We start from the raw sequence: 12232 nt of genomic DNA, 5'->3' as shown, positions 1-12232 counted from the left end.
CTTCCCCCCTTTGACGCGCCGTGCCATCAAGGACGCGACACGCCCGAGGGGAGCCGCCATGAACTACCAGACCATCCGCCTGTCCCTGCGCGACGGCGTCGCCGTCATCACGCTGAACCGTCCCGACAAGATGAACGCGCTGAACACCCAGATGCGGGCCGAGCTTTTGCACGCCTTCCGCAACCCGGGCGAAGATGCGCGGGCGATCGTCATGACGGGACAGGGTCGGGCCTTCTGCTCGGGTCAGGACCTGGGCGACCGGGTGAACCTGAACCAGGCCGACCTGGAGCGCGTGCTGCGAGACGAGTACGAGCCGATGCTCAAGGCCATCTACGACTGCCCGCTGCCAACGATCAGCGCGGTGAACGGTCCTGCGGCGGGCGCGGGGGCGAACCTCGCGCTGGCGGCGGACGTGGTCATCGCCGCGGACTCGGCGGTTTTCCTGCAGGCCTTCACCCGGATCGGGCTGATCCCGGACGCGGGCGGCACCTATTGGCTGCCGCGCCAGATGGGGTTCGCCAAGGCCATGGGCGCGGCCCTGTTCGCCGAGCCGATCGGCGCGCGGCAGGCGGCCGACTGGGGCATGATCTGGGAAGCGATCCCGGACGAAGGGTTCCGCGACCACTGGTGGGGCCGTGCCGCGCACCTGGCCAGCGGGCCGACCGTGGCCTATCGCAACGTGAAGAAGGCCCTGCGCGCCACATACGACAACGGCCTGGCCGAGCAACTGGACCTCGAGGCATCGCTGCAGGGTGAATGCGGCGTGACCCGCGATTTCCAGGAGGGCGTGATGGCCTTCCTGGAAAAGCGCGCACCGGATTACGAGGGCCGCTAGGCCGTCGTCACGGACACGCCCTGCGAGATCAGGTTGACCCAGCCGTAGCTGGTGAGGAACGCGATGTCGGCGGCATCGCGGCCCACTCCGATGATGGCGATCTCGTCGGGGCGGCACATGCCCGTCGGGTCCACCAGGTGCCAGCCGCCGTCCAGCCAGACCTCGACCGTGGCGTGGAAATCGGGGGGCGTCACGTTCAGCCCGTAACAGCTGACCATTCGGGCGGGGATGGCCGCCGCTCGGGCCAGCGCGACCAGCACGTGGGCGTAGTCGCGGCAGATGCCGCGGCGCTGCACGAACGTGTCAACCGCGGTGGTCGACGCCGATGACGCCCCGGGCGTGTAGATGAACTTTTCCTGGATCCAGGCGGACATGGCCGCGATGGCCGCGCCGCCCTGCAGGTGGCCGAACGTGTCGGCGGCGTAGCTCTGGAACTCGTCTGAAGGGCAGAACCGCGACGACATGAGATAGCGCACGGCCTCGTGCGGGAGGGTGTGGACGGGGTCCTGTTGCAGCGACGGCAGGTCGGGAATGGCGCGGTCGATCTCGACCGTGGCGGTGTATTGGCAGCGCAGCCGCTGGCGGCAATGCAGCCAGACACGCGTGCCGATATCGTCCTCGGCGGCGATGCGGTGGAGGTGGCCCGTCTCGCCCGGATCGAAGACCGGATCGATGACCGACTGGCCGGGCAGGTTCGCCGCCTCGATCTGGACCAGCAGGTCGGCGGGCGTGTCTATGCCATAGTCCAGATGGGCGTTGACGTTCAGGCGCATCGTGGCCCTTTCGAAGATATATGTGGATTTTCGCAGATCGCTTGCGCGGTCAGTGCGGTCGGTCTGTTGGGAACGGCACGCGGTAGCCGACGTTCCTTGCGTGAAGCTTTTCTAATCATCGAAAGGACCGATGACCATGGCCGAAACACGAACCTTGTTCGATCCCGCCACCATGGGTGCGATCGAGCTGCCCAACCGGGTGCTGATGGCGCCGCTGACCCGCAACCGCAGCCAGGCCGACGGCACCCCGAATGCGTGGGCCCAGACCTATTACAAGCAGCGTGCCAGCGCCGGGTTGATCCTGGCCGAGGCGACGCAGGTCTCGGCCATGGGCAAGGGGTACAAGGACACGCCCGGTATCCACACCGACGCCCACGTGCGCGAGTGGCGCAAGATCACCGACGCCGTGCACGCCCAGGGCGGACGCATCTTCCTGCAGCTTTGGCACGTGGGCCGGATCAGCCACAGCTCGCTTCTGCCGGACAACGCCAAGCCACTGGCCCCGTCGGCTGTCCGCGCCCAGCAGCAGACCTTCACCGAGAATGGGTTCGAGGATTGCTCCGAGCCGCAGGCCATGACCATCGAGCAGATCCGCGAGACGGTCGAGCAGTTCCGCGACGGAGCCGAGCGGGCGAAAGAGGCCGGATTCGACGGCGTCGAGATCCACGCCGCGAACGGGTACCTGCTGGACCAGTTCCTGAAAGACGGGATCAACGATCGCGACGACGATTACGGCGGCAGCCCCGAGAAGCGGATGCGCTTCGTGTCGGAAGTCATCGACGCGGTGGCCACCGTCTGGCCGCGCGACCGTATCGGTATCCGCCTGTCGCCCTTCGGCAAGACCAACGACCTGTCCGACAGCGACCCCGAGGCGCATTTCACCCCCGTCTACAAGATGGTGAACGACAAGCGCCTGGCCTATATCCACGTGGTCGAGCAGTTTCCGGGGGCCGATGTCGCCGACGAGACGTTCGAAGCGCTGAAGCGCCTGCGCACGCTGTGGGACGGGTTCTATATCGCGAATGGCGGCTACGACAAGGACAGTGCCGTCGCGCAAATCGCGTCGGGCCATTGCGACGCCGTGACCTTCGGGCGCGACTTCATCGCCAATCCCGACCTGCCCGAACGGTTCCGCGTGGGCGCCGAGCTGAACGCGCAGGATCCCGATACCTTCTACGGCGGGGACGAGCGGGGCTATATCGACTATCCGTTCCTGCCAGACGGCACCGATATCGACGCGCAGGACAAGGCCGCCTGACCGGTCTCATCGCGCGGCCTTATGGCGCGATACCGCAAATGGAAACCGGCCCCGATTGGGGCCGGTTTTCTGGTTCAGAGGATCGAGATATCCTCGAAATACGTCCCGCCATCATCGAGCGGCGGGTCCGACAGCGCTGGATCGGACAGAAGCGGATCGTCGCTGGGCGGTTGGAGCAATCCGTCGTCGCCGGGGCCATCGAGCAGCGGATCGCCAGCATCGAGAACGCCGCCATCGTCATAGAGGAACTCGTCACCGGCGCCGAGATCGCCGCCGTCATCGGGGAAGTCGGGGAAGGTATCGGGATCGTCGGGCAGCGTATCGTCGCCGCCGTAGTCCCCGCCGCCGTCACCGACGCCGCTGTCATCCGCCGGCGCCTCGGGCGAGGTGCCGCCCAGCTTCAGCGAACCGTCGCGGCTTCCGTCGATTTCGCCCGTCGAGGTCAGGCGCACGGCAAAGTCCATCAACGCCACATCTTCCAGTGTCAGATCTTCGGTCTCGTGAGTCAGGGTAAAGGTGGCAGTCTGAAGGTCATCCTTCGCCATGCCTGAGGTGCCAAGGCGAACGCCCGCGTCGAACAGATCTGTGTCGTTGACCAGATCGCCCTTGATGTTCACGCCGCCGCCCAGATTGTCGACGCCATCGTATTCAAAATCGGTATTGGTCACCTCTGCGCCATCGGCCAGAAGCCCATCGACCAGAGCCGGATCACCGAAATCGAAGAAAAGACCGTTCAGGTCTCCAATCGTGCCGCCGCTTTCGTCGACCAAAAGGGTAAATACCAGTCCGCCAGTTCCGTCCTCGTGGATCGTTATCTGGACGGGGACTTCACCCTCGATAGTGAACGTCATGCTTCTGGAGGTATCGGTCATTGCTGGCTCCGCAGATTGTTGGACTGCGGGCACGCTGACGACAAAAACAGTCATGAAATGGGCGCCGCGAAGGCGCCCATCGGATCATAAGCAGCGATTTCGCGGCAAGGTCGCCGGTTCGGCGACAATGCCCCGATCAGGCGCCCAAAGGCGCGGGCTCAGCGGTTTTCGACGTTGGTGTAGTCGCGCGCCGTTTCGCCCAGATACAGCTGCCGCGGGCGGCCGATCTTGAGCTGCGGATCGCTGATCTGCTCTTTCCACTGGGAGATCCAGCCCACGGTCCGCGCCAAGGCGAAGATCGGAGTGAACATCGCGGTGGGAAAGCCCATCGCGTCGAGGATGATCCCCGAGTAGAAGTCCACGTTCGGGTAGAGCTTCTTGTCGGCGAAATACGGGTCTTCCAGCGCGACCCTCTCAAGCTCCTTGGCGACCTGAAGCGTCGGATTGTCCTCGATGCCCAGCAGGTCCAGCACCTCGTCCGCCGATTCCTTCATCACACGCGCACGCGGGTCGAAGTTCTTGTAGACGCGGTGGCCGAAGCCCATCAGGCGGAACGGATCGTTCTTGTCCTTGGCCCGCGCGATGTATTCCGGGATCTGGTCGGGGGTGCCGATCTCGCGCAGCATTTCCAGGCAGGCCTGGTTGGCGCCGCCGTGGGCCGGGCCCCAGAGACAGGCGATGCCGGCGGCGATGCAGGCGAAGGGGTTCGCGCCCGAGCTCGACGCCAGGCGGACCGTCGAGGTCGAGGCGTTCTGCTCGTGGTCGGCGTGCAGCGTGAAGATCCGGTCCATCGCGCGGCTGAGGATCGGGTTCACCACGTAATCTTCGGCCGGCACGCTGAAGCACATGCGCAGGAAGTTCGACGCATAGTCCAGGTCGTTGCGCGGATACACGAAGGGCTGGCCGATGGAGTACTTGTAGGCCCAGGCCGCGATGGTGGGCATCTTGGCGATCAACCGGATCGACGCAACCTCGCGCTGCCACGGATCGCCGATATCGGTGCTGTCGTGGTAGAAGGCCGACATGGCGCCGACCACGCCCACCATGATCGCCATGGGATGCGCGTCGCGGCGGAAGCCTCGGAAGAAGTTCATCATCTGCTCGTGCAGCATGGTGTGCTGCGTCACGCGATGCTCGAAATCCTCGAGCTGCGGGGCCGAGGGCAGTTCGCCGTAAAGCAGGAGGTAGCAGACCTCGAGGAAATGGGATTTTCCGGCCAACTGGTCGATGGGATAGCCGCGGTGCAGCAATTCGCCCTTGTCACCGTCGATGAAGGTGATGGTGCTGCTGCACGAGGCCGTCGAGGTGAAACCGGGGTCGTAGGTGAACACGCCCGCCTGCGCATACAGCTTGCGGATATCGATCACGTCGGGTCCCGCCGTGGGGCTGAGCACCGGCAGGTCCAGCGTCGTGTCGCCCAAGGTCAGCTTCGCGGTTTTCTGTTCGTCTGCCAATGCCAGAACTCCCTTTGTTGTATTGAGCGGACCGGCCACCGGGGCCGGCCGTTCAACCGTTCTTTTCCGGACCTTGCGGTCCGTTTTGGATGGCCTCGTCCAGGCGGGCCAGCGTTTCGTCGCGGCCCAGCACGACCATCATGTCAAAGACGCTGGGGGTGGCCGTCCGACCGGCCAGTGAGGCGCGCAGGGGCCCGGCTACCTTGCCCAGACCCACGCCGTGCGCTTCCGCGATCCGGGTGGCGACCGCCTCGAGCGTGTCGCGTTCCCAGCTAGCAGTTTGCAGGTGCGGCGTCAATTCGGCCAGTATGCCAAGGGATACCGTGTCCAGCGCCTTCGCGGCCTTCGGCTCGGGCACGATGGGACGGTGGATCATGGAAAACGCCGATTTTTCCAGCAGTTCGGGGAAGGTCTTGGCGCTGCCCTTGGTCAGGGGCAGGGCGCGGGCCAGGTCGGCCATGGCGTCGTCGTCCAGCGGCGGCTCCCCGGCGGCCGCCAGGTAATCGCGCACGCCTTGCAGGATCTCGTCGTCCTCCAGCATCGCCATGTGCTGCCCCGAGATGTGGCCGAGCTTCTTGAAGTCGAGCCGCGCGGGCGACTTGCCGATGCCGCCAAGGTCGAACCACTCGGTCGCCTGCGCGGTCGTGAAGACCTCGTCGTCGCCGTGGCTCCAGCCCAGCCGCGCCAGGTAATTGCGCATGGCCGCGGCGGGATAGCCCATGGCCGCGTATTCCTCGACCCCCAGGGCGCCGTGGCGCTTCGACAGCTTCTTGCCGTCCTCGCCGTGGATCAGCGGGATGTGGGCGAAGGTGGGCAGGTCCCATCCCATGGCGCGGTAGACCAGCATCTGCCTGGCGGTGTTGTTCAGGTGATCGTCCCCGCGGATGACATGGCTGACGCCCATGTCGTGATCGTCGACCACGACGGCCAGCATGTAGGTCGGCGTGCCATCGGAACGTAAACAAATCATGTCATCAAGCTGGTCGTTGCGGATGGTCACATTGCCCTGCACCCGGTCCTCGATCACCGTTTCGCCCTCGAGCGGGGCTTTCACGCGCACGGCGTAGGGTTTGTCGGGATGGGTCGCGGGATCGGCATCGCGCCAGGGCGACCGGAACAGGGTGCTGCGCCCCTCGGCGCGGGCCTGCTCGCGGGATGCCTCGATCTCTTCCTGCGTCGAGAAGCACTTGTAGGCGCTGCCCTTGTCCAGCATCGCCTGCGCCACCTCGGCGTGGCGGTCGGCGCGCGACGCCTGGCTGACCGGCTCGCCATCCCAGTCGAGCCCCAGCCAGCGCAGCCCGGCATAGATCGCCTCGGTCGCCTCGGCCGACGACCTTGCGCGGTCGGTATCCTCGATGCGCAGCAGGAACTTGCCCCCGCGGCCCCGGGCGAAAAGCCAGTTGAACAGCGCCGTCCGCCCGCCGCCGATATGCAGGAATCCGGTGGGCGACGGGGCGAAGCGGGTGACCACGGGACCAGTCGACGGTGACGCGTTAACCATTGGTAAACCATTTTAGGGGGACATTGGCGGCGGTGTAGTCAATCGCAGATTTGGAGGCAAGTGTGGCGCCGGGCCCGACAGATCGGCTGCGGGCGGTGCTTCGGCTGGACGGCCAGCGCGGCGCGCTCACGCCCTGGGTGCCCGTTTTCCTTGGGATTGGTGTCGGGATCTACTTCGTCCTCCCGGTCGAGCCGAGCGCGACAGGATGGGCCTGTCTTGCAAGTGCGCTGGCGTTGTGTCTGTTGATCATCTGGCGCGGCGGCTGGCGATTTCCATGGGTCGCCGCGGTCTCGCTGGTCCTGGCTGGCCTTTGCCTTGCGGGCTTGCGCAGCGCCACGGTCGCCGCGCCGGTGCTCGACTGGCGCTATTACGGGCCGGTGCAGGGGCGGATCGTCGAGATCGATCGCTCGGCCTCCGACAAGCCGCGCCTGACGCTGGACCGGGTCGTGCTGGAGCGCGTGGCGCCCGCGGACACGCCGCGCCGGGTGCGCGTCTCGCTGCATGGGCAGCAGGGCTGGATCGATCCGCTGCCGGGGCAGGTCCTGCTCGTCACCGCCCACCTGGGCCCGCCTCAGGGCCCGGTCGAACCCGGCGGGTTCGATTTCCAGCGCATGGCCTGGTTCGAGCGGCTTGGCGCCGTGGGCTACGCGCGCACGCCCGCCTTGCTCTGGGACGACACGGCGCGTGACCGGCCCGTCGGGCGCCTGCGTCACGCGATCGCCGAACATGTCCGCGCGATCTTGCCGGGGGCGCGGGGGGCCTTCGCCGCGACCATCACCACGGGCGACCGCGCCGCGATCCCGCCCGACACGCTGGAAGCCCTGCGCAAGGCCAACCTGGCGCATCTGCTGGCGATCTCGGGGCTGCACATGGGGCTGATGACCGGCGTCGCCTTCTCGGCGATCCGAGGGCTGCTCGCCGCCGTGCCGGGCCTTGCCCTGCGCCGGCCGATCAAGAAATACGCCGCCGTCGGGGCGCTGGTCGTCGGCGCGTTCTACCTGGCGCTGTCGGGCGGAAACGTCGCCACGCAACGCGCCTTCGTCATGGCGGCGGTGATGCTGCTGGCCGTGTGCCTCGACCGGCGCGCGATCACTTTGGGCGCGGTGGCCGTCGCGGCGACCATCATCCTCGTCCTCCGCCCCGAGGCGCTGACGCGGCCCGGCTTCCAGATGTCCTTCGCCGCCACAACGGCGCTAGTCGCGGCTTTCCGCGCGTGGCGGGACCACGGTCCGTCCGGCGGGGGGCGGTGGATCAAGGCCGCCGTGGCGGTGGTGCTGTCCTCGGGCGTGGCGGGGCTGGCCACCGCGCCCTATGCCGCGAGCCATTTCAACATGGTGCCCCATTACGGGCTTGTCGCGAACGTGCTGACCGTGCCGCTCATGGGAGCGGTGGTGATGCCTGCGGCCCTGCTGGCAGGGGTCCTGGCGCCGTTCGGGCTGTCGTGGATCGGGCTGGAGGTCATGGGGCCGGCGATCGGCTGGATCCTGTGGGTCGCGCAGACGGTCTCGGACTGGCCGCATGCCGTGTCGCGGGTGATCGCGCCGCCGGGCGCGGTGCTGCCCTTGCTGAGCCTCGGGATGCTGTTCTTGGTGCTGTGGCAGGGCCGCGCGCGCTTCGCGGGCCTTGTCCCTGCTGTCGCGGCCATGGTCCTTTGGACGGGCGCCGAGCGTCCGGATTTCCTGATCGCGCCAACGGGCGGGCTGATCGGGGCCTGGCAGGAGGACGGGCGGATCCTGTCCAAGCCGCGCGGCGACGGCTTCGCCGCGCGGAACTGGCTGGAGAATGACGGCATGGTTCCCGATCAGGAGGCCGCGGCCCTGTGGGACGCGTCGGACACGGTGACGTTCCGGCGCGGTGGCTTCGCGGTCACCCAGATCATGGGGCGCAATGCGCCCCCGCGGGCCCGCGCCGCCTGCGCGCGTGACGAGGTAGTTGTCCTGCGCCGCGCCTTGCCGGACCTGGCTGGACCCTGCCGGGTGATCGACGAGGAGCTGTTACGCCGCACCGGCGCGCTTGCGATCTGGCTGGACGCGGGCGGCGCGCAACTGGTCGCGGCCCGACACGTGACCGGACGGCGGCCCTGGAACCGTGGTGGAGCGTGGTTGGAGGATCTTCCTGAACTGGGGCGTCCGGCACACGAAGGTTCTCTCCAGGCGCAGATCACGCCATGAGGCCGCCGGTCAGCTTGTCGTCGCGCGTGATGGGCAAATCGCTTGGATCGAGGCGAAAACGGCTCAATAAGTGCGGATCAGGCCCACCAGCTTGCCTTGCACGCGCACGCGGTCCTCGGTGAAAAACCGCGTCTCGTAGGCCGGGTTCGCGGCCTCGAGCGCGACGCGGCCCGAGCTGCGACGGAAGCGCTTGAGCGTCGCCTCTTCATCCTCGATCAGCGCGACCACGATGTCGCCGTTGTCGGCCGTCGCGGTTTCGCGGATCACCACCACGTCGCCGTCGTTGATCCCGGCTTCGATCATCGAGTCGCCGCGCACTTCGAGCGCGTAGTGCTGGCCGCGGCCCGACAGCATGTGGCCGGGCACGGCGACGTTGTGGGACGCGTGGGAAATCGCCTCGATCGGGACACCGGCGGCGATCTGGCCCATGACGGGCAGCTCGGTCGCCGCGGCGCTGACCGATTGGGCGCGGGCGGGCGGCGGGCTGTCGGGGCGGTCGCCGTCGATGACGCGGGGCTGGAAACCGGGGTCTTCCGCCTTCGCGCCAGACTGTTCCAAGGCCTCGGGCAGCTTGACGATCTCGATCGCGCGGGCGCGGTGGGCGAGGCGGCGGATGAAGCCGCGTTCTTCCAGCGCGGTGATCAGGCGATGGATGCCGGATTTCGACCGCAGGTCCAGCGCGTCCTTCATTTCATCGAAGGATGGCGGCACCCCGTCGCGCTGCACCCGCTTGTTGATGAAATCGAGCAATTCCAGTTGCTTGCGGGTTAGCATGGCGGGGCGCATCCTTGGGGTGAATTTCCTGTTCCCCCAAAGTTCTAATGCTGTTCCCGCTTTGTGTCAACGTTTGGGCGCACGGTCAGAGCGCGATGACCTCGACCGTGTCGCCCGCGCCGCGTGGCGGATCGTCCGGCGGACGGATCACCAGCGCGTCGGCCCCGGCCAGCACCGAAAGAAGGGCGCTGTCCTGCCGGTCGGCCACGTGGGCGCGTCCGTCCTGCAAGGAGGCGCGCATGTAGTGTTCGCGCGGGCCGTTCGCCGGCAGGTCGGTGCCCAGCGGGACCGTTTGCCGGGGTGCGGGCGCCGCGGGCAGGCCCATGAGCACCCGCAGCGCGGGCAGGACGAAGACCTGGCCGCAGACCAGGGCCGACACCGGGTTTCCCGGCAGACCCAGCATCGGCGCGCCGTCGAGCCGGCCGGCCATGAGCGGCTTGCCGGGCCGCATGGCGACCTTGTAGAACGATTGCTCCATTCCACGACCCTCGGCCACCTGCGCCACGAGATCGTGGTCGCCCACCGAGGCGCCGCCGATGGTCACCACCATGTCGGCGCCGCGCGCCAGATCGAACGCGGTGTCGAGCGAGGCGGTCGTGTCGCGCGCGATGGGAAGGAGCCGCGCCCGGCCGCCTGCGCGGTCGATCATGGCGGCGAGGCCAAGGTTGTTCGACGCCACGATCTGGTCCGGACCCGGCGTCTCGCCGGGGGCCACGAGCTCGTCCCCGGTGGCGATGATCGCGACCTCGGGGCGGCGGGTCACGGAGACCTCGCCGTGGCCCATGGCGGCGATCAAGGCCAGGTCGATGGGGCGCAGGGGCCCGCGCGGCTGGAACGCGTCGCCTTGGCGGAAGTCTTGGCCGGCGGCGCGGACATGGTCGCCGGTGTCCAGCCGGTCGCCCAGCGTGATGCGATCGCCGTCACGGGTGACGTCTTCCTGGATGATGACGCGGTCGGTTCCGTCGGGCAGTGGCGCGCCGGTGAAGATGCGCACGCCGTCCCCCGCGCCGACAAATTCCCAGAAGCCGTGTCCAGCGGCGGATTCGCCTATGACGCGATACGTTGCGCCGGGCGCGGCGGTCCTGGCCGCGATGGCGTAGCCATCCATGGCGGCGGAGGGGAACGGCGGCTGGGTCAGGCGTGCGGTGAGCGGCGCTGCCAATACGCGGCCGAGCGCATCGCGCAGGGCCACGGTCTCGGACGGCAGAGGCGCGACGAGGGAGAAGACGTGGTCGAGCGCCTCGGAAACGCTGATCACGGTTGGGCCTCGAACCGCCCCGACTTGCCGCCGTCCTTGAAGGTCAGGTGGATGCCGCCGATCTCCATGTCCTTCTGCACCGCTTTCACCATGTCATAGATGGTGAGGCAGGCGGTCGACACGGCCGTCAGCGCCTCCATTTCGACCCCGGTCTGGCCGCTCGTCTTGACCGTGGCGGTGACGCGGATGCCCGGCAGTTCCGGATCGGGTGCCAGGTCGAGCGCGACCTTGGTCACCGGCAGCGGATGGCAGAGCGGGATAAGGTCGGACGTCCGCTTGGCGCCCATGATGCCGGCCAGCCGCGCGACGCCCAGCGCATCGCCTTTCTTGGCGCGGCCGTCGGTGATCATGTCCAGCGTTTCGGGGGTCATCCTGACCCAGCCGGTCGCGCGGGCCTCGCGTGCCGTGGCGGGCTTGTCGGACACGTCGACCATGTGGGCGTTGCCGTCGCCGTCGAAATGGGTGAGCGCCATCAGTGGGTGCCCGCCGTCAGCGGATCGGCGAGCAGCGCGCGCGTCGCCGCCGCCACGTCGTCCTGCCGCATGAGCGCCTCGCCGATCAGGAAGGCGCGGGCGCCGTATTCGGCCATGTCCGACAGGTCCTGCGCGGTGAAGAGGCCGGACTCGGATACGATCAACCGGTCGGCGTCCACGCGCCGCGCCAGGTCCCGCGTGGTGTCGAGCGTCGTCTCGAAGGTGTGCAGGTTGCGGTTGTTGATCCCGATGAGGGGCGAGGACAAGTTGTGCGCGCGGTCGAGCTCCGCGCGGTCATGCACCTCGATCAGGACCGACATGTTCCAGTCCTGCGCCGCCGCCTCGAGCTCGGCCGCCTGGCCGTCATCGACGCTGGCCAGGATGATCAGGATGCAGTCGGCCCCCATGGCGCGGGCCTCGGCCACCTGCCACGGATCGTAGAGGAAATCCTTGCGCAGCACCGGCAGCTCGCAGGCCTTGCGCGCCTCGATCAGAAAGTCCTCGTGGCCCTGGAAGCTGGGGGCGTCCGTCAGGACCGACAGGCAGGTCGCGCCGCCCTCGGCATAGGCGGCAGCGATGGCCGCCGGGTCGAAATCGGGACGGATCAGGCCCTTGGAGGGGCTGGCCTTCTTGACCTCGGCGATGAGGCCGTAGCCCTCGCGCGTGGCCGCGCCGAGCGCTTGGGCGAAGGGGCGCACGGGCGGTGCGGAGCGGGCCTCGTCCTCGATGGCGGTCTGGTCCCGCTCGGCCTTGCGGGCGGCGATCTCGTCGAGCTTGTAGGCTTTGATCTTGTCGAGGACGGTGGGCATCTCAGCGCTTTCTGGTCTGGTGGAGGGGGGCTGCCTGCCCCCCGCGGCCTGCGG

At 67.9% G+C, this 12232-nt stretch carries 11 protein-coding genes; 3 read left to right on the top strand and 8 right to left on the bottom strand.

Going from position 1 to position 12232, the window contains the following annotated elements; all coding sequences use genetic code 11:
- Nucleotides 1–58 precede the first annotated feature (58 nt).
- On the top strand, nucleotides 59–835 hold the full coding sequence (locus BMX96_RS12125) for an enoyl-CoA hydratase-related protein (protein WP_091845743.1): 777 nt from the start codon (nucleotides 59–61) through the stop codon (nucleotides 833–835).
- Here BMX96_RS12125 and BMX96_RS12120 read toward each other — a convergent pair.
- Complete coding sequence (locus BMX96_RS12120; protein WP_091845742.1) at nucleotides 832–1608, bottom strand: transglutaminase-like domain-containing protein; 777 nt, start codon at nucleotides 1606–1608, stop codon at nucleotides 832–834. The genes BMX96_RS12125 and BMX96_RS12120 overlap by 4 nt on opposite strands.
- A 136-nt stretch (nucleotides 1609–1744) precedes the next feature.
- Between BMX96_RS12120 and BMX96_RS12115 the strand changes: the two genes are divergently transcribed.
- On the top strand, nucleotides 1745–2866 hold the full coding sequence (locus BMX96_RS12115; protein ID WP_091845875.1) for an alkene reductase: 1122 nt from the start codon (nucleotides 1745–1747) through the stop codon (nucleotides 2864–2866).
- 74 nt (nucleotides 2867–2940) lie between these two features.
- Here the strand turns inward: BMX96_RS12115 and BMX96_RS12110 are convergent, their stop codons facing one another.
- The 3 genes from BMX96_RS12110 to gltX all read right to left on the bottom strand — a co-directional run bounded on the left by BMX96_RS12110 (nucleotide 2941) and on the right by gltX (nucleotide 6693).
- Nucleotides 2941–3792 carry a hypothetical protein gene (locus tag BMX96_RS12110; RefSeq protein ID WP_139210082.1) on the bottom strand — a complete coding sequence of 284 codons (852 nt, stop codon included), beginning with the start codon at nucleotides 3790–3792 and terminating at the stop codon, nucleotides 2941–2943.
- Between the two features lie 104 nt (nucleotides 3793–3896).
- Nucleotides 3897–5192, bottom strand: coding sequence for a citrate synthase (gene gltA / locus BMX96_RS12105; RefSeq protein ID WP_091845740.1), 1296 nt, complete (start codon nucleotides 5190–5192; stop codon nucleotides 3897–3899).
- Between the two features lie 52 nt (nucleotides 5193–5244).
- A complete protein-coding gene (gltX, locus tag BMX96_RS12100; RefSeq protein WP_091845739.1) occupies nucleotides 5245–6693 on the bottom strand; it encodes a glutamate--tRNA ligase in 1449 nt (482 codons plus the stop codon).
- A gap of 62 nt (nucleotides 6694–6755) precedes the next feature.
- On the opposite strand from gltX, the gene BMX96_RS12095 reads away from it, so the two are divergent.
- Nucleotides 6756–8864: a ComEC/Rec2 family competence protein gene (locus tag BMX96_RS12095; RefSeq protein ID WP_330220642.1), complete on the top strand. Its 2109-nt coding sequence runs from the start codon at nucleotides 6756–6758 to the stop codon at nucleotides 8862–8864.
- 63 nt (nucleotides 8865–8927) lie between these two features.
- Here BMX96_RS12095 and lexA read toward each other — a convergent pair whose 3' ends face one another.
- From lexA to trpC, 4 genes are all read right to left on the bottom strand, one after another.
- The gene (lexA, locus tag BMX96_RS12090) at nucleotides 8928–9638 is read right to left on the bottom strand and encodes a transcriptional repressor LexA (protein ID WP_091845738.1); all 711 of its coding nucleotides are present in this window, start codon (nucleotides 9636–9638) and stop codon (nucleotides 8928–8930) included.
- A gap of 85 nt (nucleotides 9639–9723) precedes the next feature.
- The gene (locus tag BMX96_RS12085) at nucleotides 9724–10896 is read right to left on the bottom strand and encodes a molybdopterin molybdotransferase MoeA (RefSeq protein WP_091845737.1); all 1173 of its coding nucleotides are present in this window, start codon (nucleotides 10894–10896) and stop codon (nucleotides 9724–9726) included.
- Nucleotides 10893–11372, bottom strand: a complete 480-nt coding sequence (gene moaC, locus BMX96_RS12080; protein WP_091845736.1) for a cyclic pyranopterin monophosphate synthase MoaC — start codon at nucleotides 11370–11372, stop codon at nucleotides 10893–10895. Before moaC ends, BMX96_RS12085 begins: the two co-directional genes overlap by 4 nt.
- Nucleotides 11369–12178 carry an indole-3-glycerol phosphate synthase TrpC gene (trpC, locus tag BMX96_RS12075; protein ID WP_091845735.1) on the bottom strand — a complete coding sequence of 270 codons (810 nt, stop codon included), beginning with the start codon at nucleotides 12176–12178 and terminating at the stop codon, nucleotides 11369–11371. Before trpC ends, moaC begins: the two co-directional genes overlap by 4 nt.
- Between the last annotated feature and the right edge of the window lie 54 nt (nucleotides 12179–12232).

Source organism: Palleronia pelagia, assembly GCF_900110115.1.
GTDB lineage: Bacteria > Pseudomonadota > Alphaproteobacteria > Rhodobacterales > Rhodobacteraceae > Palleronia > Palleronia pelagia.
The sequence above is the reverse complement of the archived record's forward strand: the minus strand, read 5'-3'. Positions and strand labels throughout refer to the sequence as shown.

Bases quoted from the DNA above. Each gene is read 5' to 3' on its own strand.
- BMX96_RS12110 (WP_139210082.1), bottom strand. From the start codon at position 3,792: ATGACTGTTTTTGTCGTCAGCGTGCCCGCAGTCCAACAATCTGCGGAG.
- BMX96_RS12125 (WP_091845743.1), top strand. From the start codon at position 59: ATGAACTACCAGACCATCCGCCTGTCCCTGCGCGACGGCGTCGCCGTC.
- lexA (WP_091845738.1), bottom strand. From the start codon at position 9,638: ATGCTAACCCGCAAGCAACTGGAATTGCTCGATTTCATCAACAAGCGG.
- BMX96_RS12120 (WP_091845742.1), bottom strand. From the start codon at position 1,608: ATGCGCCTGAACGTCAACGCCCATCTGGACTATGGCATAGACACGCCC.
- BMX96_RS12115 (WP_091845875.1), top strand. From the start codon at position 1,745: ATGGCCGAAACACGAACCTTGTTCGATCCCGCCACCATGGGTGCGATC.
- gltX (WP_091845739.1), bottom strand. From the start codon at position 6,693: ATGGTTAACGCGTCACCGTCGACTGGTCCCGTGGTCACCCGCTTCGCC.
- trpC (WP_091845735.1), bottom strand. From the start codon at position 12,178: ATGCCCACCGTCCTCGACAAGATCAAAGCCTACAAGCTCGACGAGATC.